Consider the following 23,234-nt stretch of genomic DNA (forward strand, 5'->3'; position numbering starts at 1 on the left):
AGCTGTATTTATTGTGTTTTAACATAAAAAATTCTAAATTATTTTTTATGCTAGAATATTGATGAAATATAGCGAATGATGTTAGGATAATGGTGTGAAATGTGTGGAATCTTTCGTATTTTATCCAAGAAAGTGATTTTTTATTTACGCTTTCATAAAAAAATATAATGAGATTCCGTATATCCTATCTTTTCAGAATGAAAATGTTTAGAAAAGGGAAGCAACTTTTATTGATTTGTCAAAGCATAAGGGGGAGAGAGCATGATTACATTACAACGTACACCGTTATTTGATGTATACGCGAAGTATGGTGGAAAAACAATCGACTTCGGTGGTTGGGAATTACCAGTTCAATTTTCAAGCATTAAAGAAGAACACGAAGCTGTACGTACAGCTGCAGGTTTGTTCGATGTGTCTCATATGGGAGAAGTTGAAGTAAAAGGTGTAGATAGTTTAGCATTTTTACAACGTGTTGTTACAAATGACGTATCTACCTTAAAGGTAGGGGGCGCACAATATACAGCTATGTGCTACGAAAATGGTGGTACAGTAGATGATTTATTAATCTACAAACGTGGTGAAGAAGACTATTTATTAGTAATCAATGCATCAAATATCGAGAAAGATTACGAATGGTTAGCAAGTCATGTAATTGGCGATGCGACAGTAGTCAATGTTTCTAGTGAAGTTGCACAGCTTGCAATTCAAGGACCAAAAGCAGAAGGCATTTTACAAAAAGTTGTGTCAGAAGATTTGAAAGAAATTAAGTTCTTTAAATTTAAAAACGATATTCTTGTAGATGGAATTCCAGCACTTGTATCTCGTACAGGTTACACAGGTGAAGATGGATTCGAAATTTACTGTAAGAGTGAAGATGCTGCAAAACTTTGGGAGAAACTTCTTGAAGTTGGAGCAGAAGAGGGCTTAAAAGCATGTGGTTTAGGTGCTCGTGATACACTTCGATTCGAAGCAACATTACCACTTTATGGACAAGAATTATCAAAAGATATTACACCGATTGAGGCTGGAATTGGCTTTGCGGTAAAAACAAATAAAGAAGCAGACTTCTTTGGAAAAGCAACGTTAAAAGAGCAAAAAGAAAACGGTGCGCCTCGTAAATTAGTCGGCATCGAAGTAATCGAACGTGGAATTCCTCGTACGCATTACCCTGTATTTATTGGTGAAGAAAAAATTGGGGAAGTAACGAGTGGTACACAATCTCCAACGTTAAAGAAAAGCATTGGTTTAGCACTAATTGATGTAAAATACGCAGCAGTTGATACAGAAGTAGAAATTGAAATTCGTAATAAACGCGTCAAAGCAGTAGTTGTTCCAACACCATTTTACAAACGTTCAAAGTAACGGGGAGAGGGGTAGATTTCATGTTGCATCGTTATCTTCCAATGACAGAAGAAGACAAAAAAGAAATGTTACAAACGATCGGCGTTCAAACGATCGATGAATTATTCTCTGATATTCCAGAGAGTGTTCGTTTTAAAGGGGATTTAAAAATTAAAGAAGCAAAATCAGAGCCAGAGCTTTTAAAAGAGCTATCTCAAATGGCTAGTAAAAATGCTAACTTAAAAGAATACGCTTCTTTCTTAGGAGCAGGCGTATACGATCATTATGCTCCAGTAATTGTAGATCATGTTATTTCTCGCTCAGAATTTTATACAGCTTACACACCATACCAACCGGAAATTTCACAAGGGGAATTACAAGCAATCTTTGAATTCCAAACAATGATTTGTGAATTAACAGGAATGGATGTAGCAAACTCTTCTATGTATGACGGGGGTACAGCTTTAGCTGAAGCGGCAATGTTAGCAGCTGGTCATACTCGCAAAAAGAAAATTCTTGTATCTAGCGCGGTTCATCCAGAATCAAGAGCAGTACTTGAAACGTATGCAAAAGGACAAAATCTTGAAGTTGTTGAAATTAATCATAAAGATGGTGTAACAGATTTAGACGTATTACAAAGTGAAGTAGATGATACAGTTGCTTGTGTAATCGTTCAATATCCAAACTTCTTCGGACAAGTTGAAAAATTAGCTGATATTGAAAAAATCGTTCATCAACAAAAATCATTATTTATCGTTTCTTCAAATCCATTATCATTAGGCGCATTAACACCACCAGGGAAATTTGGTGCTGATATTGTAATCGGTGATGCACAACCATTCGGTATTCCAACGCAGTTTGGTGGACCGCACTGTGGTTACTTTGCAACAACGAAAGCATTTATGCGTAAAATTCCAGGACGTCTTGTTGGACAAACTGTAGACTCAGATGGTAAACGTGGATTTGTATTAACGTTACAAGCACGTGAACAGCATATTCGTCGTGATAAAGCGACATCTAACATTTGTTCAAACCAAGCGTTAAATGCATTAGCAGCTTCTGTTGCAATGACGGCACTTGGCAAACAAGGTGTGAAAGAAATGGCACGTCAAAACATTTCTAAAGCACAATATGCAAAACGTCAATTTGAAGCGAAAGGCTTCACTGTAACATTTGCTGGACCATTCTTCAATGAGTTTGTTGTAGATTGCAAGCGTCCAGTGAAAGAAGTAAACGATGCATTATTACAAAAGAATATTATCGGCGGTTACGACCTAGGCCGTGATTATAAAGAGCATGAAAACCATATGCTTGTAGCAGTAACTGAGCTTCGTACAAAAGAGGAAATTGACACACTTGTAAACGAAATGGGGGCTATCCAATGAAGAACCAAGACCAAGCACTTATCTTTGAAGTGAGTAAAGAAGGACGCATAGGATATAGCTTACCCAAATTAGATGTAGAAGAAGTGAAACTAGAAGATGTGTTTGAGAGCGATTATATTCGAGTAGAAGATGCAGAGCTACCAGAAGTATCTGAACTTGATATTATGCGCCACTATACAGCACTTTCAAACCGTAACCACGGTGTGGATTCTGGATTCTATCCACTTGGATCTTGTACGATGAAATATAATCCGAAAATTAATGAGAGTGTAGCTCGTTTCGCAGGATTTGCAAATATTCATCCGTTGCAAGATGAAAAGACAGTACAAGGTGCAATGGAATTAATGTACGACTTACAAGAGCATTTAATTGAAATTACAGGTATGGATACTGTTACTTTACAACCAGCAGCTGGTGCACACGGAGAATGGACAGGTTTAATGTTAATTCGTGCATACCATGAAGCGAATGGTGACTTTAACCGTACGAAAGTAATTGTGCCTGACTCTGCTCACGGAACGAACCCAGCATCTGCAACTGTAGCTGGTTTTGAAACAATTACAGTAAAATCAAATGAAAATGGCCTTGTTGACTTAGAAGACTTAAAACGTGTTGTAAACGAAGAAACAGCAGCACTTATGTTAACAAATCCTAATACATTAGGTCTATTCGAAGAAAATATTTTAGAAATGGCAGAAATCGTCCATAATGCAGGCGGTAAATTATACTATGATGGTGCAAACTTAAATGCGGTATTAAGCCAAGCACGCCCAGGAGATATGGGATTTGACGTTGTGCATTTAAACCTTCATAAAACATTTACAGGTCCTCACGGCGGTGGTGGCCCAGGTTCTGGTCCAGTAGGTGTGAAAGCTGATTTAATTCCGTACTTACCAAAACCGATTTTAGAGAAAACGGAAAATGGTTATCACTTCAACTACGACCGTCCAGAAGCAATTGGTCGTGTGAAACCATTCTATGGTAACTTCGGAATTAACGTTCGTGCATACACGTATATTCGCTCTATGGGTCCAGATGGATTGCGTGCAGTAACTGAGTATGCGGTATTAAATGCGAACTATATGATGAGAAGATTAGCGCCATTCTACGATCTTCCATTCGATAGACATTGTAAACATGAATTTGTATTATCAGGTCGTCGTCAAAAGAAACTTGGTGTACGTACATTAGATATTGCAAAACGTCTGCTTGATTTCGGTTATCATCCACCAACAATTTACTTCCCATTAAATGTGGAAGAATGTATTATGATTGAGCCGACAGAAACAGAATCAAAAGAAACATTAGATGGTTTCATTGATAAGATGATTCAAATCGCTAAAGAAGTAGAAGAAAATCCAGAAGTTGTACAAGAAGCACCGCATACGACAGTCATTAAACGTTTAGACGAAACGATGGCTGCACGTAAACCAGTTTTACGTTATGCGAAGCCAGCTCCTGTACAAGTTTGATTAAAATAACAAAAGAAGAACTCGCTGAGGCGGGTTCTTTTTTTGTATGGATAATTTGTCCCGCATTAACGGACAGTAAACTCTCAACTCAAAACTTAGCTGGTGCAAAGAAGACAGGTGGGAGATAAACTGTCCGTAAATGCCCGATTGGTTCAACTAATAATCAGTGGGGATGAACAAAAATCCCCACTGATTAAAGTTTCACTTTATGCAGAAATAGTGAAGAAAATGTTAAAAAAATATGTTTTTTGTTTCCTAATGGTGTAAAGGTGTAGTTTTATAGGTAGTTTTGTTGAAAAAGTCGGTTTGATAAAAGTATTTATTTTTGTTAGAATTTTATTGAAATTAAGAAGATGTGATGAGGCAAAGATTACTCATTTTTATGTATATGTGAAAAAACGAACAAGACGGGGGTGAAAGTGTGGGATATCGATGTTATAGAATGGTATACCATTTAGAAAATGGAGAAACAATTAAAGATGTAAAAGAATTTTGCTATCGAGACCAGGGAAAAGTGTTAGAAAGAGTAGCAAATCGTGTAATGGATAATAGAGAAGTGACGGCGATTGATAAACAAGGAACAATCATTTCAATAGCATGTGAGGACATTGTAAAGGTAGAACTTGATTACATAACAGAAAGTTAACCTTGAGTCATATCGAATTATTCGATAAAATAAACTGTTGAATGGTGAAGTGAGAAGAGAGGAGTTTATCATGGGTAGTACAAGACACTTTTATATGTTTATCTTAGCGTTTGTTCTTGTTGTGGCATTAACGATTTACTTAATTGTTGACAGCAGCTGGTACAATACAGTTCATCCGGCATTCCTTCTGTTTATGTATATAGGAATTGCAGTAGTAAGTTTCGGAATGAGAGACGAGATGTTAGATCGCTTTGAAAAGTGATACATATACGAAAGACCAACAGGAAAGTGTTGGTCTTTTTTTCTTGCCAAAAATAGGATGCTGTGTATATACTGTATATATAAGGTATACACAGTATATACACACACTGGAGGAAAACATGAATATTATTATTTCGAATTCTTCCCAAGACCCTATTTATGTGCAAATAAGAAAACAATTAAGCCAGCTTATTTTAAATGGCGGTTTAAAGGGTGGAGATCAATTACCGTCTATTCGTAGCTTAGCGAAGGAATTACAAATTAGTGTCATTACAACGAAGCGTGCATACGAGGAGCTTGAAAAAGAAGGATATATAGAAACTGTTGCTGGGAAGGGGACTTATGTTTCACGTAAAAATAATGAACTATTAAAAGAACAAAGGCTTCGCCTATTGGAAAGTAAAGCGGAAGAGATTGTGAATGAAAGTAAAGCGTTGCAGCTTTCACTTGAAGAATTACAGCAGATGATTGCGTTTTTATATAAGGGGGAATGAGAGAGATGTTAGAGTTAAAAAATGTTTGTAAAAGTTATGAAGGTTTCGCAGTGAAAAATATAAGTTTTACGTTACCACGCGGATATATTATGGGGTTTGTCGGACCGAATGGGGCCGGGAAAAGTACGACAATCAAAATGATTATGAATTTAATTAAAAAAGATAACGGAGATATAAAAATTTTTGGCAAGGACAATAAGAAAGCTGAAAAGGAAATAAAACAAAATATCGGCTTTGTATATGATGAAAATCATTATTACGAAGATTTAACGTGTGAACAAATGAAGCGTATTATTGCACCGTTATATAAAAAGTGGGACGAAGAGCAGTATCAATCGTATATGCATAGATTGCAAGTTCCAAAGTATAAAAAAATTAAAGAATTATCAAAAGGAATGAAAATGAAATTTGCGATTGCCATCGCACTTTCGCACCACGCAGAGTTTATTATTATGGACGAACCGACAGCAGGGTTAGATCCAGTTGTTCGAAGTGAATTACTTGATATGTTGCAAGAAATTGTAATGGAAGATGAAGTATCCGTATTATTCTCAACGCACATTACAACAGATTTAGAGCGCATTGCAGATTATGTTACGTTCATCAATGATGGAGAAATTATATTTACTGGTGAAAAAGAAGACTTAATGGAGAACTACGTAATCGTAAAAGGAAGTAATGATTTATTAGACCAAGAAGGAAAAGAACTATTTGTTGGATTACGAAAAAATAAATTTGGTTTCGAAGGTTTAGCGAAGGATAAACAAGGAATTATCGATTGGTTTGGAAATGAGGTTGTACTAGAAAAGCCTACATTAGATGACATTATCGTTTACACTGCGAAAGGGAGAGGTGCCTATGCGTCAGCTTGTATATAAAGATTTGTTCTTTTTTCGGGTAATGTGGTTAGTGAATTTTGTTATGCCTCTTTTGTTTTTTATGTTAGAGCCAAGTGGTGAATTTTTATTTCCGATGAGTTGTCTATTTATAACCCTCTCCTCCGTTATGACGTTAACCTTTATGGATGAAAGAAATAAAAGTGACATTATTATAAATAGTTTACCAGTAAGTCGGAAGGATATCATTATTGCTAGATATATTTCCTGTGCAATATTTATTGTCGGTGCCATGGCTTCAACTATGATAATTGTATTCCTTTTAAGAGGTATTGCTGTTATTGATGATATTGGTGTATACCATCCTAATTTTTATATTGAAATTCCATGGTATGTAGTGGTAAGTGGAGTGATTTATTCTGTAGTATTTGTGGCGACATTTTTTCCTAGTTATTATGGTACAAAATCAAAGGGCATGAGAAGTATAGTATCAGCCGCAGCAATGGGGATTGGTGTACTTCTTTGGATATTTATTAGTGATGGGCTGAATGAAACAACATCTTCATTCAGTGAGTGGATTATGAATCCAGTACATATTGGTGTATTTACAGTTGGAGGAATGATATTAGCTAGTGCCTATATCGCTTCTATGTTTCTTACAATTAAAATTTATAAAACGCGTGATTTATAGAGAGGGGAATTCATATGCAACAGTTGATTTTGAAGGAGTTTTTTTTACAGAAGAAGATGTTTCCTTTCTATTTTTTAATCCCTATTTTATCTATTTTTAAGAATTCCGTCGAACCAATGGGGATTGCAATAGGATTATTTATAACATGTAGTACGATTATATATATTTCTTTTTATTATGACGAGAAAAGTAAAGCGGAAAAAGTATTAGTGAGTTTACCTATAACGAGAAAAGAGATAATTATAGCTAAATATATTTCAAGCACATTATTTATTATGGCTGGTTTGAGTGTAATTTTTATAGTCGTAATATTAGGAAATATTTTATTGGACAGGGATATAGTCATGCCTGGATATGCAGTGTTTTCAGCGATAGTAGCAACTTTGATTTATTGTGTAGTAACGATACCGACTAATTACATTGGGGGATATAAAGTTATTACAGTCTTGAATTTGATTATGCTGTTTCCTTTAATGGGTATGATTGGTCTTATGTGCAATATTTTTGGTGATAAAACAATTATGTTAAAAGTACTTCACTCTCAAGAGGCTACACTAGCAATGGGTGTTCTTAGTATTGGAGTATTAGTGAGTATATTCATATCAATGTTCCTCTCAATGAAAATGTTTCAGCAGGCAGAGTTATAGAAGGGACATTTTCATATTAGGAGGTGCAATACATGATCAAGCAACTAATTTTAAAAGATTTCATTATTCAATGGAAATTTTTAATTTGGTACATACTGTATCCTGTTTTCTTTTATATGGCCTTAACAGATACGGAAAATCTGTTCATAATTATGTCAGTAATTATTACAATTGGGGCAACAGTAAAAACGTTTGAAGCAGATAGTAAAAATAAGAGTGAAGTTATAGTAAATAGTTTACCAATATTGAGAAAACAAATTGTATTTGCAAAATATATAGTAGCAATTATTATTCTTTTTATAAGTGTAATGGTCGGTTGTTTTACGATGGGAATGAAGAGTGGGGTTAACCTATTTGAATTTATTGAAACGACAATGGTTGCTAGTATTAGCTTTATTTTAGTGTATTTAAGCTTTGTTTTACCGATATCGTTTTGGTTGGCCTATAAAAAAACTATTTTTATTGCGATTTTTATACTAATAGCACCTATGGCCGTTTCTTCTATTTTCTTTGGAATCAACCTAGAACAAATTCAACTATATAACAGCTTGTTATTCATTAGTTCAATATGCATGTTCATAATATCTATCTTTGTTTCAGTAAAAATATATGAAAAAAGAGAATTTTAAAAGGTGCCTTAAAAAAGGCACCTTCTTCAATAACGACAATACGAGAGCAGTAGTTTATAAAAAGAAACGCTATTTGGTACATCTTTTGGAGTATGTAATATAAAGCTGAAAACGATAACGAGAATAAGAAAGAGGAAAAATAAAAATAGAATTTGCTTATGTATAGAATTTTGCATATTATCCACTCCTTTTTTAGTTAGTATGTCCAAAAGAAAGGAGTGTATGAAAAATTTTAGGAGGGGAGAATGATGAACAAAAGAAAATGGTTATATAGAATAGGGGTATTTTTATTTTCAATCGGTCTCATATTAGCAAATTTTTATTCTAATATACCACCACTATTTCCAAGTTTACATAAAGGGGTTGGTATAAGTATTGCCATAATTGGTCTGTTTTGTCTTATCACATGTAACTTCTACAGAAAGTCTGAATGAATATAAAAAGGACAGTTACTCTTTTTCAGAAGTACTGTCCTTTTTAAATAACTTATTCCATAGTTTGGCGATACTCCATATAATGACGATTGCAATGGAGGCGATAATAGACCAAACAATCGATATAATTTCAAGTGTCATGTTAGGAAGGAATGTGAGAATGGATAATACTTTATGAAACAATGATTCTATTATATGAAAACTTATTTGTAATAGAATGACGATACAAAGTGTGATCCATGCTAATATTTTCTTTCCTTGTTCTTTCCACATGACATTCACCTCACGTTAGCTTAATAGTTTTAAGCCAACAGCGCCGCATAAAATGCAGCTTAAGAAAGCAAGACGACGCCAATCCGCTGATTCTCGGAAAATGAGAATGCCTAGAAGTGCACTTCCAGCAGTTCCGATTCCAGTCCAAATTGCGTAAGCAGTTCCCATCGGTAATGTGTTCATCGCAAGAGATAAGAAGAAGAAGCTTACGCCGAAGTTAGCGATTAAAATAACTTTTGGTGCCCAGCCTTTCTTTTCAGTGGCTACTTTCATAAAGAGTACACCAATAATTTCACAAATACCAGCTAGAATTAAAAATACCCAAGCCATTTTATGCAGCCTCCTTCGCTTCTTTTTCTTCTGTTACTCGTTTTAAACCAATTACTCCGAAGAAGATTAAACCGATTAATAAAACTTTTACGATAGAGAAAGGTTCTCCGAAAATGAAAATCTCTGTAAGAACGATTCCACCAGCTCCGATTCCTGTAAAGACTGCGTATACAGTGCCGACAGGTAAATCTTTATAAGCTCTAAATAATAAGACGAAACTAATTGTAATTAATAGAGCAACACCAGCCCATTCAAGTGGTGCCTCTGCTTTTTTTAGTCCAATCACCCAAAAGATTTCAATAATACCAGCGATGATTACATAAATCCATGCCATATGTCATTTCTCCTTCCTACCAGTCGTTAGGTAAAGGGCTTAAAAACGACGCATTGCAAAGGGCAATCCGTCAGTTTGAAAGTCCGCGCCAAAATACTTTCCAAGAAGCGTCTAAACGTGTCTCAAAACGATTTAAACCTGCGTATAATAGTTCAACCATAAGACCGTCGAGTAAGCATAGAAAAGCCTCTAAGGCATCTTTTACTTCAATGTTATGCAGCTCATCTTGTTCGCTTGCTCTTTTAAATACAGGGAATAAAAGTTTTCCGACGTTTTCAATGTGTACATTTGCTTTATTAATAATTTGTTCGCGAAATGCATCAGGCGGAAAATAAGAAGTTCGTAACCAAAACATTGATTCTTCACTTTCACCAAATCGTTTTGCATACCCTTTTAATAATTTTAAAAGCAATTCTTCAGTGGACGAATTGGAAAAGCTTTCGATATCGCCTGTGAAGCTCTGCAAATCTTTTTGAAGAGCAGATTCTAAGCATATGAAATATAGCTCTTCTTTTCCTTTAAAGTGTGCGTAAATCGATGGTTTTTTAATCCCAACTTCTTGAGCAATATTTGCCAATGAAGTTCCTTCATAGCCGTAGCGTGCGAAATGAGAAAGTGCTACAGCTTTAATGCGGTTTGCTGTCATTTTCATCCCCTACCTACCGTTCGTTAGGTTCATTATATGAGATGGGAAATATAAAGTCAATAGGTGAAGAGCTGAGAAAGAGCGTTATAAGTAACGCTCTTTTTAGACAGTCTCTCGCTCAATTAAATGGAATGAAAGTTCTTTTGCACTGCCGACAATTTGCTCGCTTTGGATCTGCTTATGGAATAAAGAAAAAGCATGTGAGCCCATTGCGAGACCGGGATGTTCAATTGTGGAAATTTCTAATGCCTTTGAAATTTCATGATTATCAAATCCAAGGATAGCAAGGTCTTCAGGTACTCGAATACCATGTTTTCGAGCCTCTGTTAATAAACCAGCTGCAACTTGATCGTTCGCTGTGAAAATAGCAGTTGGACGATTTTTCATATTTAAAATACGATGGAGTATTTGTGCTCCGTCCTGCATTGTATAGCATTGGTGGAAAATCCATTCAGGATGCAACGTTTTCCCTTCGTTACGAAGTGTATCGGCGAACGCTTTTTCGCGCTCCATGGAATTTACACTTGTTTTTCTTGCTAAACAAATTCCGATTTTTTCATGGCCTCTACTTAGTAAATAGGCAGTACCGAGACGGAAACCTTCATAATGATCTACGTAGATGGATGAAATGAGGGGATGCTTCATTTTTTCACATGAAATAATAGGGGCAAATTTTGCAAAAGGTTCGATTTGTTCCCAAGAGCTCGTTCGGGAGCAAATAATCATCCCATCAAATTGTTTCATTTTCATCATTTCAAGAACACGAATTTCTTCAATGCTATCGTAATTCGTTTGACATAAATTAATGTGATATCCGGCAGCTAACGCTTCGTTTCCGATTCCTTCAATAATCGTACTGAAGTAGGGGAGGTTAATGAAAGGAAGCATAACGCCAATTGTATATGTTTTCCCTCTTATTAAATGGACAGCATTTATATTTTTTGCGTAGTTTAATTCTTCAACAGCATCTAGAACACGCTTACGCTTTTCTTCTTTTACGTAAGGGTGATTATTCAGGACACGAGAAACAGTTGATATCGATACACCAGCAGTTTTAGCAATTTGTTTTATATTGGCCATATGTATCACCTCTTTCCCTTATTATAAAGGGAAAATAATAAGAAAGAAAAAATCTTGACCTGAAAAGCTTTTCACAAACTATGGTATTAATAAGACTTCTTTTTATTCGCGTAACCTTTTCACTTGGGCGTAAGAATGATAGGGGTCTTTTTTGTTTGCAAAAAGTGTTGTCAAAATGTGTGAGAATAACGTGGAAAGTTTTCAAAGGTGGAGTTTGGTGACAAAGCGAATATGAAGAGAATATCAACGCTTCGTTCGTTAAGAGAGCGGTATGAAAGGGCGGAAACAAATTGAAAAAAAGAATCATTTGTTTCGTGTTTTCTAGTTTCATGCTTAGTTCGTGTTCGTTTCAGCAAACGATGCAAGAAGAAAAACACTTTGTGGGAACAACAGGAGGAGCTATGGATCGTGTTACGGATCCTATTCCGCTAAAGGAACTTCCAAAATATTTTCCGGTGAAGTTTAAAGTTCCAACGTTTTTACCGTACGACATTACAAGTGATGTGAAGGGGGAAGTAAGAACGCTTGGGAAAAAGAACACTGTCTTAACGATTAAATATAAACAGAAGGAGTCAGGTAGAAATGAGTATATTGAGTTAAATGTCGCGAACTTTCCCTATAGTTTTCTGGATCTTGTGGAAGAGAAGCGATTTCAAGAACAAATGAAACTGAATAATGGAACGTCTGCTTATTTTAAAAATAAAGATGATTATGAACGTGGTGACGAATTTGCTACGCTTATATGGAAAGAGAAAGGAATTGAATATCAACTGCTGTATCGGAATGTAGAAGAGAACGATGAAAAGGTAATCAAGCAGAATTTATTATACATTGCGAATAAGATGAAATGAAAAAACTAGCTGATTTATTCAGCTAGTTTTTTGTATGTTATTATTTCTTTTTAATTTTGCCTGTCCAAGATTTAAATCCACCTTGTAATTGGTAGAAATCTTTGTAGCCTTGTTTTTTTAAGTATTGCGCTGCACGACCTGTACGGAATCCGCTTTGGCAATATAAGTAAACAGGTTGATCTTGACGAAGTTCTTTATGGCGAAGGCGAATTTGTGATAACGGAATGTTACGTGCACCTAAAATATGCCCTGCGTTATATTCGTCTGCTTCACGAATATCGATAAGCTGTGCTTTACGGTAGCCAGCGCGAAATTCTTCTTCTGTAAGAGTTTTAATTAATTTTTTCTGATAGAAGTACATCCATACAGTGTAGCCGATAAATGCTACGATTACGGCTAATAAAATAATCCAAGTTGTTGACACGATTCTATCGCTCCCTTTTTTCTTATCCTACTTTCAATATTATAATGCCCTTATGTATTTATGCAACAGATTCATTTGCATATAAGAAGAAATTTCGTATTCTTTCACAAATTTTGTCGAATTTGGTAGACTAGAGAATGTGAAAAATAATTGGTTATATGAGGTGCAGGATGGGAAAAGAAAAATGGTGTTATATTAACTCTGGTCAATGTTCACCGGCATTTAATATGGCGTTAGATGAATGTTTATTAAATTGGCAAAGTGAAAAGAAAATGCCACCAACAATTCGTTTTTATGAATGGGAAGTACCAACATTAACAGTTGGGTATTTTCAACGTGTTGAAAAAGATATTAATATGGATGTAGTTAACGAAAAGAAATATGGATTCGTTCGTCGTCAAACAGGCGGCAGGGGTGTACTACATGACAAAGAGTTAACGTATAGTGTTATTGTGTCTGAAGATCATCCGAATATGCCGAAAACAGTTACAGAAGCGTATCGTGTTATTTCGCAAGGTTTATTAGATGGTTTTAAGGCATTAGGGTTAGAAGCATATTATGCAGTTCCAAAAACAGAAGCAGATCGTGAAAATTTAAAAAATCCACGTTCAGGCGTATGTTTTGATGCACCATCTTGGTATGAAATTGTAGTGGAAGGACGAAAAATTGCTGGTAGTGCTCAAACACGTCAAAAAGGTGTTATTTTACAGCATGGATCAATTCCACTAGAAATTGATTTAGATGAACTATATGATCTATTTTTATTCCCAAATGAACGTGTGAAGGAACGTATGAAGAGTATGTTCTCTTCTAAAGCAGTAGCAATTAATGAATTAACAGACCGTACATTTACGATAGAACAGTTAATTAAAGCGTTTGAAGTTGGCTTTGAAAAAGGATTGGATGTAGAACTTGTTCCATATGAATTAACAGAAGAACAGTTACATGAAGTTCAAACGTTAGCGAAAGAAAAGTATGAAAGTAATGAGTGGAATTATAAAAAATAAGAGGTGGCGATAGCCACCTCTTATTTTTTATAGTAAATTAAGTACTTTTTCTACTTTGATTCCTTTATCTTGTAAAGAACGAAGGCGACTTACAACGTCCATAATTTCTTTGTCAAATGTAACGCTAATACCTTGGCTTTGTAGTTCTTCTTTTAAGCTTTCAATAGAATCATCTATGTCGATGCCAAGCTCGTAATCTTGACAAACTTCAATTGTCTTTTTCACGAGTTTAACATAATTTTCTTGTAGTTTTGAATTTGTTTCAGTCAAAGCAGGCTGCTTCGGTTTTGCAGGAGCAACCGGTGCTGTCTCTTGCTTTGTAACTGGAGTAGGGACTGCTTTTTTCACAGGCGCTGGAGTAACTAGTTCTACAGCTGCTTCTACGCTTACTGGCTTCGGTGTCGGTACCGGAGTAGGCTTAGGTGCCATAGCAGGTGTTTCCACACGCGTAACAGGCTTAGGAGCAGGCGTAATTGCTTTTGGAGCTTCTACAACTACTTCTTTTTTCGGTGCTGCTTCTACCTGTGTTTCTTCTTGCTCGGCAGCTTCTTTATTTTCTTTACTCCACATAACGCGTTCAATTTCTAGAGAAACATTGTTTTTGTTCATCGCTGTTAATGTAACTTTACCAACTTCAGCGTTTCCAGTGAAATCAACAATTTTATAAATAACACTCTTGTTCCAATCCACGTTTCCGCTCAAAAATAATTCTTCGTTACATTTCGGCGTTAAGCCCTCGATTTTAATTTCTGCGTTTACACCGTTTTCACTATATACCATAATTAGCGAAGCATTTACATCTTCGTCTGCTAACATTAGTTCACGTACCATTTTGCCGGTGCGTACTTGCGTTTTCTTCTTAACTGACATCTAATTTCTCCTCTCAAAAATTCAGTAATAATAAAAAATCGTATAACGAAAAATAATTGCTCACGAAGATTTATGATACCGATAATAAAAGCATCACGTCAACAATTAACTTTAATTATTTTGCATTTTTCTTATTTTCTTTATGAAATTTTTCAATTTGTAAAATTAGACAGAAGAAAAAACAGCCTTTTGAAGGGCTGTTAAAAATTTGATTTTTTGTATAGTAGTTTATATAAAATAAAAAATAAGATTGCGATTAAGGCGTTTTGCCAAAAAGTTAGATGGTAAATGAAATAAGGTTGTTTTCTGAAATAAATATTTACGAATATAGCTGAACAAAATGGAGTAGCAAAAGCGAACCCGAATAGAATTCGTTTTTTCCAATTTATCTTTTTATTAAAAGAATAACGCTTTAATAAATATAAAATAAGCAGTATTCCTAGTACAATTAATGAAATAGACAAAGTAGTTCCAGGGATGCTAAAAGGTGGACTTATTATATCGGTATCTTTTTCAAACAGGAAAATGAAAAGAGAAGCAAGGGTATCCATTCCAAATTGTATAGCAAGGAGTAAACTAATAACAAAGCCAATTAAAGAAGTTTTTTCTAGTTTTGTTTGGGCGGGTAAAGCAGCTATAAGTTCATCGCAGTAAGATTGTAAATCATTTCCGAAAATGTCATAAGCATTTTTATTTTCAGCTTGTGCTTCGATAAGGTGGTCTAATATTTCTAACAAAAGTTCTTCCACTTGATGTTCGGGTACATTAGATAACCGAAGATATACTAACATATCACCATAAGCAATTTCGTTTTCGGAAGTTAGAAGCTCACGTTTTTTATTATTCAATTCAATCATGTCTTGTGCATTCATCCCTATCACTCCCCCTGTAATAAGTTATTTACCGTAGTAGAAACCATTCCCCAGCTTTTTTTAAATTCTTCAAGTTGTTCTAGCCCTTTATCGGTTACGTGATAATATTTTCGCTTTGGACCGAGTGAGGAAGCTTTTAATGTTCCTTCAATCAATTTTTCTTTTTGCATACGTAACAATAATGGATATATGCTTCCTTCGCTTACAAATGTAAATCCGTGTTTATTTAATTTTGTACTCAGTTCATATCCGTACACTTCTTCTTGTGAAATGATGTATAGGATGCACCCTTCGAGCACGCCTTTTAACATTTGGCTGTGCATGATTTCACCACCTTTTATTCAGGTAACTTGCGTTGCAAGGTAGCTGGTATCCAAATTATAACATTCAGTAACTTGCAACGCAAGTTACTGGGGTGGAAAACTTTAATGTCCCCCATACTAACGAGAGGGCGAAAAGCATATGAGACCATTTATGCCAAAGCTCGTTTACTTTGAACGAAAGGCACTTGAATATCCACTTGGTTTTATAGTTGCGCCAATTTAAATGCATGAAGAATGGGAAGAAGGAACCGTAAACTATTTGAGCGACAAAGATATGACGATACCAAATTTAACGTTTGAATTGATTCAGCATCGTTTTCCAAAACCATCGGAAAATATGTATATAAAAAGGATGATGCAGCAGTATTGGAAGAAACGATAAGAGGTTATATAAATGAGTTTTTTCCTAATGCAGAAATACAATATTTTACTTAAGGGGGGTCTGCATGCAAATACAGATTCTTTTTTGTTTTATATATTTAGGCTCGTTTTCAACTTGTCACGTTATTCTTTCTGGTGTATCATTTTATTGATTGCTTCGTACGGAATAAGCAAAATGAACTTGGATGGAGGAAACCGATGCCTACCCCTAGTATGGAAGATTATATTGAACAAATTTATTTGTTGATTGATGAAAAGGGTTACGCCCGCGTATCTGATATTGCTGAAGCGCTTAGTGTACATCCATCCTCTGTAACAAAAATGGTGCAAAAATTAGACAAAGATGAATATCTAATTTATGAAAAATATAGAGGGCTTGTATTAACAACAAAAGGTAAAAAAATCGGAGAACGTCTCGTATATCGTCATGACTTGCTAGAGCAATTTATGCGTATTATCGGTGTGGATGAAAGTAAAATTTACAATGATGTAGAAGGAATTGAACATCATTTAAGTTGGGAAGCAATTGATCGCATTGGTGATTTAGTGGAATACTTTGAACAAGATGCAGTCCGAGTGGAAACACTTCGTGGTGTTCAAAGAGCAAATGAAGAGAAAAGTAATTAAGGGGAACGTATGGCGTTTCCTTTTTTATTTCAATTCGAAAAGGATGGGAGAATTATGAAAGCAATTATTTTTGATTTTGATGGATTAATTGTGGACACAGAAACGATATGGTTTCACTCTTTCAGAGATGCTGTTCGTGAATACGGCGGGGAACTACCTTTAGAGGAATTTGCGAAATGCATTGGAACAACAGATGAGGTACTTTATACATATTTAAATGATCAATTAAAAGAGAAGTTTAACAAAAGTGCATTAAAAGAAAAAGTGGCAACTTTACATAAAGAGAAAATGAGAATACCAGAAGCTCGTGACGGGGTAAAAGAATATTTAGAAGAAGCGAAAGAAATGGGATTAAAAATCGCACTAGCTTCTAGTTCTTCTAGAGAATGGGTTATTCATTTTTTAGAAGAGCTACAAATTAGAGAATATTTTGAAGTAATTAAAACGAGAGAAGATGTTGAGAAGGTAAAACCAGATCCAGCTCTTTATCGAGTTGCAATAGAAGAATTAGGAATTAAGCCGTCTGAAGCTGTTGTATTTGAAGATTCATTAAATGGATTGAGAGCAGCAGTTGCAGCGGGATTAACGTGCGTTGTGGTACCTAATGATGTGACACGGAATTTACCATTTGAAAATCATCATCTTCGAATTGAAAGTATGAGAGAGAAAAGTTTAAAAGAAGTGCTTCAAAGTATAAAAAAAGACCGTATTTCCTAAAAGGAAGCACGGTCTTTCTTTTTGCTTTTTTTGCCTTCAATGACAGTTAAATGAGACTGTTTTCTTTTTCGTTTCAAAGTGGAAGAATTCCCTTTTTTACTTTTGTCATTAGAAGTATTTGACTTAAAGAAAGAATTGCCTAGGGGTGCTACATTTTGTTTCCCATGTTTGCGGTTCGATTGTTTTGCCGCACGCTTATATGAGCTTTGTGAATTTGCAGAACCACTGGAATTTGTAAACATCTTGTATAGCAAGTAAAAGATACCAACAACAAGTAACATGTACCCGATATTTCTTAATACACCCATGGGATTTGTAATAACAGATGAAACAAGGCCGAATATTGCCAATCCGATAATAAGCACAAATATAGCGAAAGTAAACGAACGACCGTTCATAAGGGACACCTCCTAAAAACGTATATTAAAATTAGTATATTAACGATGAGGAAAGGAGTTGAACACCATTTTTAAATAATTATTGTTTGTTCTCTAAACGTAATAATTCTTCAAACGATGCAATTGCTACTTCCACTTGATCATCTGTTGGTTCTTTCGTTGTTAATAGTTGTAGCCATAATCCAGGATATCCAAGTACGCGTAATACGGGAATATCTCGTAATCGATTTGTAAATTGTAATACTTCAAAAGAAATACCAAGTACAACTGGAATTAATAAAATTCGGTTTATAACTCGTGCCCAAAGAGGATCTGTAGGGACTAGGAAATAAACGAACATTCCAATAATGACTGTAAATATAATAAAGCTACTGCCACATCTATAATGGAGACGAGTTTGCTTTTGAACGTTTTCTACAGTCAGAGGAAGGTTATTCTCGTAAGCATTGATTACCTTATGCTCTGCACCGTGATACTGAAATACCCGCTTAATAAGTGGGGTTAAAGAAATAAAGTATATATAGCTCAATAATAGCATGAGCTTAATGACACTTTCGACAATGATTTGCCCAGTATGAGACGGGAAAATCGGTCTTGTTAATTCAGCTAATAGTGCAGGAACTGCTGTGAAAATGACTTTACCGAATATAAAAGATAAAACGCCAACAGCTGCAACTCCTAATACCATCGTTAATTTTGATTGTTCTTCTTTTTTATTTGCAATTTGTTCATCATCTTCTGGGTGGACGTCAAATCGTTCTGAAGCGAAGTTTAAATGCTTTGCTCCATTCGCACTTGCATCCACAATAGCGGCAATCCCTCGTAAAAATGGAATTTTTTTTAGGGTAGATAGTACTTTATTACGAACGCGTGGTAATCGATAAAATTCAATCGATTTATCTTTACGACGAACCGCTGTAACAGTATATTCTCTACCGCCAAACATAACTCCTTCTATGACCGCTTGCCCGCCATATATTTGTTTTGACTCTTCTGCCATGTTAACACCAACCTGTATTTGTTTCTCTCTTATGTAGAAAAAGAGGCAATTGTCATACTGGGTTCTGTCGTTTTGAAATAAGACAATCACCGAGTTTCCTTTATTTTATCGGCAAATACAAGTAGATGACAAGGGAAAATGTTATGAGAGTCGGACATTTCTTATTCTTTTTATAGACAAATTTCGCAGGATTTAAACATGCTTCAAAATAGTTTCGGGCATACTATTGAGCGGAGGTGTCGATGTGAGTCAAGAACAATTAGGAACAAGGAATTTTGTGCAGATTGGTTTGTTTGGTGGAATCTTTTGGGGCGGGGTATGGTATTTCCTTCATATATTTTCATTCACGGAGGCGGGCCCGAATTATTTCCTTTTACCATTTGCGTTTGGAAGTTGGAAAGAGGGTGTATGGGGCAATGTGTTCGGAATAGTGTGTATGGGACTTCTTTCAATTTTGATTGCCTTTTTGTATAAAGCATTTTTTGCAAAGTTTGAAGGGATTATAGCGGGAATTATTTATGGGCTATTTTGGTGGGCACTACTGTTTTTGGGGATGGGTTTAATGGCTCCTGTTATTAAAAGTGCGCTCCATTTACCAAAAGAGACAATTGTGACGACAATATGTATTTTTATATTGTATGGTGTGTTTATAGCATATTCTGTTTCTTACGCAGTAAATAGCAATAAAGCAGAACAAGAAGGGTAAGAGAAGACGAACTATTCAAATAAGTAACTCCTATGTTAAAATATTGTATAGATATTTAATATTAAGGAGTTTTAAGAATATGAAAAAGTTACTCCTCGTAAACGGTCCTAACCTAAATCGCCTCGGTGTTCGTGAGGTAAATGTATATGGAAAGGGCACGCTAACGACACTTGAAGCAGATATGAAGCAAGAAGCAGAAACAATGGGAGTGGAGTTAGAATGTTTCCAATCGAATCATGAAGGTTCCATTATCGACATTATTCATGAAGCGGAAGATATATATGAAGGGATCATTTTAAATCCGGGAGCATTTACGCATTATAGCTATGCGATTCGTGATGCCATTGCGAGCATTTCGATTCCTGTTATTGAAGTACATATTTCTAACATTCATCAGCGTGAATCGTTCCGTCATGAATCTGTGACGGCAGCTGTTTGTGCAGGTCAAATTGTAGGATTTGGTTTTTATGGCTATAAGTTAGCGTTATTTGCATTAATGGAGAAATTGAGGGAGGCATAAAGTAATGGAGAAAATTGAAAGATTACGAAGTGCATTTGATGAGGCTGGTATTGACGGTATTTTGTTAACAAATGAACATAGTCGTAGATATATGGCTAACTTCACAGGAACAGCAGGCGTTGTTCTTATTTCAAAAGATCGTGCTCAATTTATTACAGATTTCCGTTACGTCGAGCAGGCAAGTAAACAAGCGGTTGGATATGAGGTTGTACAGCACGCAGGGTTGATCATTGATGAAGTGGCAAAGCAAGTGAAAGAGCTTGGAATTCAAAAGCTTGGTTTTGAGCAAGATACTCTTACATATAGTTCTTATTCAGTGCATAAGGAAGCGATTGATGCTGAATTTATCCCGACTTCTGGACTTGTAGAAAAGTTACGCTTGATAAAGACTGATTCAGAGATTAAGATATTAAAGGAAGCTGCACAGATTGCAGATGCTGCCTTTGAGCATATTCTATCATTCATTCGCCCGGGAGTATCTGAAATTGAAGTGTCAAATGAACTTGAATTTTTCATGAGAAAACAAGGAGCAACATCTTCTTCGTTTGATATTATCGTTGCTTCAGGTCTTCGTTCGGCATTACCGCACGGCGTGGCATCTGAAAAAGTGATAGAAACAGGAGATTTCGTTACATTAGACTTCGGCGCTTATTACAAAGGATATTGCTCTGATATTACTCGTACGATTGCAGTCGGTGAACCATCTGATAAATTAAAAGAAATTTATAATATCGTTTTAGAAGCACAACTACGTGGTGTGAACGGTATTAAAGCTGGTTTAACAGGTCGCGAGGCTGATGCGCTAACGCGTGACTACATAACGGAAAAAGGATATGGTGAATACTTTGGACACTCTACTGGTCATGGAATAGGTCTTGAAATCCATGAAGCACCAGGTTTAGCGTTCCGTTCTCATACAGTACTTGAACCAGGTATGGCTGTAACAGTAGAACCAGGTATTTATATTCCAGGTATTGGCGGCGTACGTATTGAAGATGATATCATTGTGACAAGTGAAGGTAATGAAGTAATTACGAAATCACCAAAAGAACTTATTATTTTGTAATACACAGGAGGATTTTTTTACATGATTTCAGTAAACGATTTTCGTACAGGTTTAACAATTTCAGTGGACAATGCCCTTTGGCAAGTACTTGATTTCCAACACGTAAAGCCAGGTAAAGGTGCTGCATTCGTTCGTTCTAAACTACGTAATCTTCGCACAGGTTCTGTTCAAGAGAAAACATTCCGTGCAGGTGAGAAAGTAGAAAAAGCACACATCGAAAACCGTCGTATGCAATACTTATACGCAAGCGGTGAGGCTCACGTATTTATGGATAACGGAACTTATGAGCAAATCGAACTTGGTGAAAAACAAATCGAGCGCGAGCTTAAATTCCTAAAAGAAAACATGGAAGTAGCAATCATGACTTACCAAGGCGAAGTACTTGGTGTTGAACTTCCAAACACAGTTGAATTACAAGTTACAGAAACAGAGCCTGGTATTAAAGGTGATACTGCTTCTAACGTAACAAAACCAGCTACATTAGAAACTGGTCTTGTTGTACAAGTACCAATCTTCATTAACGAAGGCGAAATGCTTATCATCAACACTGGTGAAGGTAAATACGTTTCTCGTGCATAGTAGAAAAGCACTCGTGATAATTCACGAGTGCTTTTTTTATAGGAAATAGGGTAGATAGTAAATAGCTGTTATTATAAAACTGACTAAAACAAGTGAAAGAGTACCCATAATAGATGGAGTCAAAACAATTTGAAATGGTTTTATTTCGCCAGTCTCAACGCCAGTTAATGTTTTACTTATTGCGTGATCTGTAATGTTATTTCTATGGTTACTCATAATAATTAACCACATAATTGCAAATATTGCTAAACTACCAAGGAAAAAGGTCTCTATAAATGACCAACCGACCAATAATGAAAAAAGATAAATAAGAGCTAATTCTACTACAACGGTTAAACTAACTTTCAATGCCTTCATATTTTTCCCCCTCATTCTGTAATTTCAACCAGTTTAAAAAATTTTCACGTGACACGACATGCAGAGAGCAAGGTGACTTTACTTCTTTCTCTAGTGCAGCGTGTTCGTCTGGAAACTTGTTTTCCACATGCAATGAAATATAAGGTAGTTTTTCTTGTGCTTTTAAAGAGCGGATATTATTCGTTTTAGCACCAGCAAATACGTAGGAAAGTTGTAAGTCTAAAAAGGCGATTTTAAAGATTTCTTTTTTAGCAGCCTCGTTATAGCCTTTTCCCCAGTACGGATAGCCGAGCCAACTACCAATGTGAGATTGCTTTTTCTCATTATTAATATGTTTAAGTGTGGTGAGGCCAATTATTTCATTTTCTTCATTCACAATCATTCTCGATAAGGATTTCTTTTGACGCTCTTCGTCTATTGCGAAAAGAAGAAATGTTTTCGTGTCTTCGATGTTTTCTACCGTTATCCCCAATGCATTTTTTATATGTGGATCACTTGATAGCTCGAAAATCACATTTGTATAGCATAAATCTAGTGGTAATAAAGTGACGTGCTGCATGGTTTAAACCTCTTTTAAACTAAATATACCATAATATACCATGAAATAATATGAATATTCAGATTGTAATTCGGAATTTAGAGAAAAATTATGTTTTTACTTCTGAAATAGACAACCTCTGCATATGGTTGTACAAATATATTCTTTTTTAGAATACGAAGTTAGTAACTGTTACGGGAGAAGGTGGAAGAATGAAACAGTGGCTAGCGGCAATGGAAACATCCGTGCTTGTTATGGGGGCACTTCGATTATTTTCAGGTAGTGCGGAGATATTTGCTGCTTTGCTTATGCTTTATGTGAATGATGCGAAGAAAGCGTTGTTTATAAATGGTATGTTGGCGTTTGTTGGACCTACCGTATTAATTTTAACAATGACAATTGGGATAGCGAGTGTAGCAAGTGAAATTTCTTTCTTGAAGCTCTTTTTTCTAGCGCTTGGAATTTGCTGTATTTTTATCGCATTACTGAAATAGTAAGT

33 protein-coding genes and 1 pseudogene are annotated in these 23,234 nt (G+C 35.6%); 21 read left to right on the forward strand and 13 right to left on the reverse strand.

Features of this window, described 5'->3' with window-relative positions; translation table 11 throughout:
- Positions 1-261: 261 nt before the first annotated feature.
- The 11 genes from gcvT (at position 262) to AU379_RS03275 (ending at position 8,836) form a co-directional block, all read left to right on the forward strand.
- On the forward strand, positions 262-1,362 hold the full coding sequence (gcvT, locus tag AU379_RS03225; protein WP_000631769.1) for a glycine cleavage system aminomethyltransferase GcvT: 1,101 nt from the start codon (positions 262-264) through the stop codon (positions 1,360-1,362).
- A 20-nt stretch (positions 1,363-1,382) separates the two neighbouring features.
- Positions 1,383-2,726, forward strand: a complete 1,344-nt coding sequence (gcvPA, locus tag AU379_RS03230) for an aminomethyl-transferring glycine dehydrogenase subunit 1 (protein ID WP_000903240.1) — start codon at positions 1,383-1,385, stop codon at positions 2,724-2,726.
- The gene (gene gcvPB / locus AU379_RS03235; protein WP_000795702.1) at positions 2,723-4,198 is read left to right on the forward strand and encodes an aminomethyl-transferring glycine dehydrogenase subunit 2; all 1,476 of its coding nucleotides are present in this window, start codon (positions 2,723-2,725) and stop codon (positions 4,196-4,198) included. The genes gcvPA and gcvPB overlap by 4 nt, the downstream gene beginning before the upstream one ends.
- 442 nt (positions 4,199-4,640) lie before the next feature.
- Entirely contained in the window at positions 4,641-4,844 is a 204-nt protein-coding gene (locus tag AU379_RS03240; protein ID WP_000262496.1) for a DUF3929 family protein, read from the forward strand.
- Positions 4,845-4,914: 70 nt separating this feature from the next.
- Positions 4,915-5,106: a hypothetical protein gene (locus AU379_RS03245; protein WP_000535933.1), complete on the forward strand. Its 192-nt coding sequence runs from the start codon at positions 4,915-4,917 to the stop codon at positions 5,104-5,106.
- A gap of 118 nt (positions 5,107-5,224) precedes the next feature.
- Complete coding sequence (locus AU379_RS03250) at positions 5,225-5,599, forward strand: GntR family transcriptional regulator (RefSeq protein ID WP_001021353.1); 375 nt, start codon at positions 5,225-5,227, stop codon at positions 5,597-5,599.
- A 5-nt stretch (positions 5,600-5,604) separates the two neighbouring features.
- Positions 5,605-6,477, forward strand: a complete 873-nt coding sequence (locus tag AU379_RS03255; RefSeq protein ID WP_061138955.1) for an ABC transporter ATP-binding protein — start codon at positions 5,605-5,607, stop codon at positions 6,475-6,477.
- Positions 6,458-7,126 (forward strand): ABC-2 transporter permease, encoded by a 669-nt coding sequence (locus AU379_RS03260; protein ID WP_001249563.1) that lies wholly within the window; start codon positions 6,458-6,460, stop codon positions 7,124-7,126. Before AU379_RS03255 ends, AU379_RS03260 begins: the two co-directional genes overlap by 20 nt.
- Before the next feature lie 14 nt (positions 7,127-7,140).
- Entirely contained in the window at positions 7,141-7,773 is a 633-nt protein-coding gene (locus AU379_RS03265; protein ID WP_061138956.1) for an ABC-2 transporter permease, read from the forward strand.
- A 32-nt stretch (positions 7,774-7,805) separates the two neighbouring features.
- Positions 7,806-8,402, forward strand: coding sequence for an ABC-2 transporter permease (locus AU379_RS03270; RefSeq protein WP_061138957.1), 597 nt, complete (start codon positions 7,806-7,808; stop codon positions 8,400-8,402).
- A 245-nt stretch (positions 8,403-8,647) separates the two neighbouring features.
- A complete protein-coding gene (locus AU379_RS03275) occupies positions 8,648-8,836 on the forward strand; it encodes a hypothetical protein (protein WP_033685729.1) in 189 nt (62 codons plus the stop codon).
- A 15-nt stretch (positions 8,837-8,851) separates the two neighbouring features.
- On the opposite strand, the gene AU379_RS03280 is transcribed toward AU379_RS03275, so the two are convergent.
- The 5 genes from AU379_RS03280 to AU379_RS03300 all read right to left on the reverse strand — a co-directional run bounded on the left by AU379_RS03280 (position 8,852) and on the right by AU379_RS03300 (position 11,499).
- The gene (locus AU379_RS03280) at positions 8,852-9,109 is read right to left on the reverse strand and encodes a DUF3975 family protein (protein WP_000265427.1); all 258 of its coding nucleotides are present in this window, start codon (positions 9,107-9,109) and stop codon (positions 8,852-8,854) included.
- Between the two features lie 15 nt (positions 9,110-9,124).
- Positions 9,125-9,439, reverse strand: a complete 315-nt coding sequence (locus tag AU379_RS03285) for a multidrug efflux SMR transporter (protein ID WP_000312623.1) — start codon at positions 9,437-9,439, stop codon at positions 9,125-9,127.
- Position 9,440: 1 nt separating this feature from the next.
- Positions 9,441-9,773, reverse strand: a complete 333-nt coding sequence (locus AU379_RS03290) for a multidrug efflux SMR transporter (RefSeq protein WP_000312339.1) — start codon at positions 9,771-9,773, stop codon at positions 9,441-9,443.
- Positions 9,774-9,843: 70 nt separating this feature from the next.
- Positions 9,844-10,425 (reverse strand): TetR/AcrR family transcriptional regulator, encoded by a 582-nt coding sequence (locus AU379_RS03295; protein ID WP_002005730.1) that lies wholly within the window; start codon positions 10,423-10,425, stop codon positions 9,844-9,846.
- 96 nt (positions 10,426-10,521) lie between these two features.
- Entirely contained in the window at positions 10,522-11,499 is a 978-nt protein-coding gene (locus tag AU379_RS03300) for a LacI family DNA-binding transcriptional regulator (RefSeq protein ID WP_001273982.1), read from the reverse strand.
- A gap of 314 nt (positions 11,500-11,813) precedes the next feature.
- On the opposite strand from AU379_RS03300, the gene AU379_RS03305 reads away from it, so the two are divergent.
- Complete coding sequence (locus tag AU379_RS03305) at positions 11,814-12,350, forward strand: DNA polymerase III subunit delta (protein WP_157462636.1); 537 nt, start codon at positions 11,814-11,816, stop codon at positions 12,348-12,350.
- A gap of 40 nt (positions 12,351-12,390) precedes the next feature.
- Here AU379_RS03305 and AU379_RS03310 read toward each other — a convergent pair whose 3' ends face one another.
- Positions 12,391-12,774, reverse strand: a complete 384-nt coding sequence (locus AU379_RS03310; RefSeq protein WP_000108653.1) for a rhodanese-like domain-containing protein — start codon at positions 12,772-12,774, stop codon at positions 12,391-12,393.
- Between the two features lie 170 nt (positions 12,775-12,944).
- Here AU379_RS03310 and AU379_RS03315 point away from each other — a divergent pair, with 170 nt between their 5' ends.
- On the forward strand, positions 12,945-13,781 hold the full coding sequence (locus tag AU379_RS03315) for a biotin/lipoate A/B protein ligase family protein (protein WP_000514081.1): 837 nt from the start codon (positions 12,945-12,947) through the stop codon (positions 13,779-13,781).
- 27 nt (positions 13,782-13,808) lie between these two features.
- On the opposite strand, the gene AU379_RS03320 is transcribed toward AU379_RS03315, so the two are convergent.
- From AU379_RS03320 to AU379_RS03330, 3 genes are all read right to left on the reverse strand, one after another.
- Complete coding sequence (locus tag AU379_RS03320) at positions 13,809-14,651, reverse strand: hypothetical protein (RefSeq protein ID WP_000111900.1); 843 nt, start codon at positions 14,649-14,651, stop codon at positions 13,809-13,811.
- A 200-nt stretch (positions 14,652-14,851) separates the two neighbouring features.
- On the reverse strand, positions 14,852-15,523 hold the full coding sequence (locus tag AU379_RS03325; protein WP_000993589.1) for a DUF1129 family protein: 672 nt from the start codon (positions 15,521-15,523) through the stop codon (positions 14,852-14,854).
- A gap of 5 nt (positions 15,524-15,528) precedes the next feature.
- Positions 15,529-15,846 (reverse strand): PadR family transcriptional regulator, encoded by a 318-nt coding sequence (locus AU379_RS03330; protein WP_000556081.1) that lies wholly within the window; start codon positions 15,844-15,846, stop codon positions 15,529-15,531.
- A 190-nt stretch (positions 15,847-16,036) separates the two neighbouring features.
- Here AU379_RS03330 and AU379_RS30845 point away from each other — a divergent pair.
- The 3 genes and pseudogenes from AU379_RS30845 to AU379_RS03340 form a co-directional block, all read left to right on the forward strand.
- Positions 16,037-16,281, forward strand: a pseudogene (locus tag AU379_RS30845) (spore photoproduct lyase family protein); the annotation flags it as partial.
- 144 nt (positions 16,282-16,425) lie between these two features.
- Complete coding sequence (mntR, locus tag AU379_RS03335) at positions 16,426-16,854, forward strand: transcriptional regulator MntR (protein WP_001143083.1); 429 nt, start codon at positions 16,426-16,428, stop codon at positions 16,852-16,854.
- 54 nt (positions 16,855-16,908) lie between these two features.
- Entirely contained in the window at positions 16,909-17,571 is a 663-nt protein-coding gene (locus AU379_RS03340; RefSeq protein ID WP_025966333.1) for an HAD family hydrolase, read from the forward strand.
- On the opposite strand, the gene AU379_RS03345 is transcribed toward AU379_RS03340, so the two are convergent.
- Together AU379_RS03345 and AU379_RS03350 are read right to left on the reverse strand one after the other, a co-directional pair.
- Positions 17,568-17,969, reverse strand: coding sequence for an SA1362 family protein (locus tag AU379_RS03345; protein WP_001014463.1), 402 nt, complete (start codon positions 17,967-17,969; stop codon positions 17,568-17,570). The genes AU379_RS03340 and AU379_RS03345 overlap by 4 nt on opposite strands.
- Positions 17,970-18,048: 79 nt before the next feature.
- The gene (locus tag AU379_RS03350) at positions 18,049-18,969 is read right to left on the reverse strand and encodes a DUF1385 domain-containing protein (RefSeq protein WP_000807121.1); all 921 of its coding nucleotides are present in this window, start codon (positions 18,967-18,969) and stop codon (positions 18,049-18,051) included.
- A 244-nt stretch (positions 18,970-19,213) separates the two neighbouring features.
- Here AU379_RS03350 and AU379_RS03355 point away from each other — a divergent pair, with 244 nt between their 5' ends.
- The 4 genes from AU379_RS03355 (at position 19,214) to efp (ending at position 21,840) form a co-directional block, all read left to right on the forward strand.
- Positions 19,214-19,675: a YqhR family membrane protein gene (locus tag AU379_RS03355; protein WP_000076893.1), complete on the forward strand. Its 462-nt coding sequence runs from the start codon at positions 19,214-19,216 to the stop codon at positions 19,673-19,675.
- Between the two features lie 79 nt (positions 19,676-19,754).
- Positions 19,755-20,195 carry a type II 3-dehydroquinate dehydratase gene (gene aroQ, locus AU379_RS03360; protein WP_061138958.1) on the forward strand — a complete coding sequence of 147 codons (441 nt, stop codon included), beginning with the start codon at positions 19,755-19,757 and terminating at the stop codon, positions 20,193-20,195.
- Positions 20,196-20,199: 4 nt separating this feature from the next.
- Positions 20,200-21,261 (forward strand): Xaa-Pro dipeptidase, encoded by a 1,062-nt coding sequence (pepQ, locus tag AU379_RS03365; RefSeq protein ID WP_000411041.1) that lies wholly within the window; start codon positions 20,200-20,202, stop codon positions 21,259-21,261.
- Positions 21,262-21,282: 21 nt separating this feature from the next.
- Positions 21,283-21,840: an elongation factor P gene (gene efp / locus AU379_RS03370; protein ID WP_000626516.1), complete on the forward strand. Its 558-nt coding sequence runs from the start codon at positions 21,283-21,285 to the stop codon at positions 21,838-21,840.
- A 36-nt stretch (positions 21,841-21,876) separates the two neighbouring features.
- On the opposite strand, the gene AU379_RS03375 is transcribed toward efp, so the two are convergent.
- Together AU379_RS03375 and AU379_RS03380 are read right to left on the reverse strand one after the other, a co-directional pair.
- Positions 21,877-22,197: a hypothetical protein gene (locus AU379_RS03375; protein WP_000645695.1), complete on the reverse strand. Its 321-nt coding sequence runs from the start codon at positions 22,195-22,197 to the stop codon at positions 21,877-21,879.
- Positions 22,178-22,756, reverse strand: coding sequence for a GNAT family N-acetyltransferase (locus AU379_RS03380; RefSeq protein WP_001164984.1), 579 nt, complete (start codon positions 22,754-22,756; stop codon positions 22,178-22,180). Before AU379_RS03380 ends, AU379_RS03375 begins: the two co-directional genes overlap by 20 nt.
- Positions 22,757-22,947: 191 nt before the next feature.
- Between AU379_RS03380 and AU379_RS03385 the strand changes: the two genes are divergently transcribed.
- Complete coding sequence (locus AU379_RS03385; RefSeq protein ID WP_000816050.1) at positions 22,948-23,229, forward strand: YqhV family protein; 282 nt, start codon at positions 22,948-22,950, stop codon at positions 23,227-23,229.
- The last annotated feature ends 5 nt before the right edge of the window (positions 23,230-23,234 follow it).

Source organism: Bacillus sp. JH7, assembly GCF_001563515.1.
Lineage (GTDB): Bacteria > Bacillota > Bacilli > Bacillales > Bacillaceae_G > Bacillus_A > Bacillus_A cereus.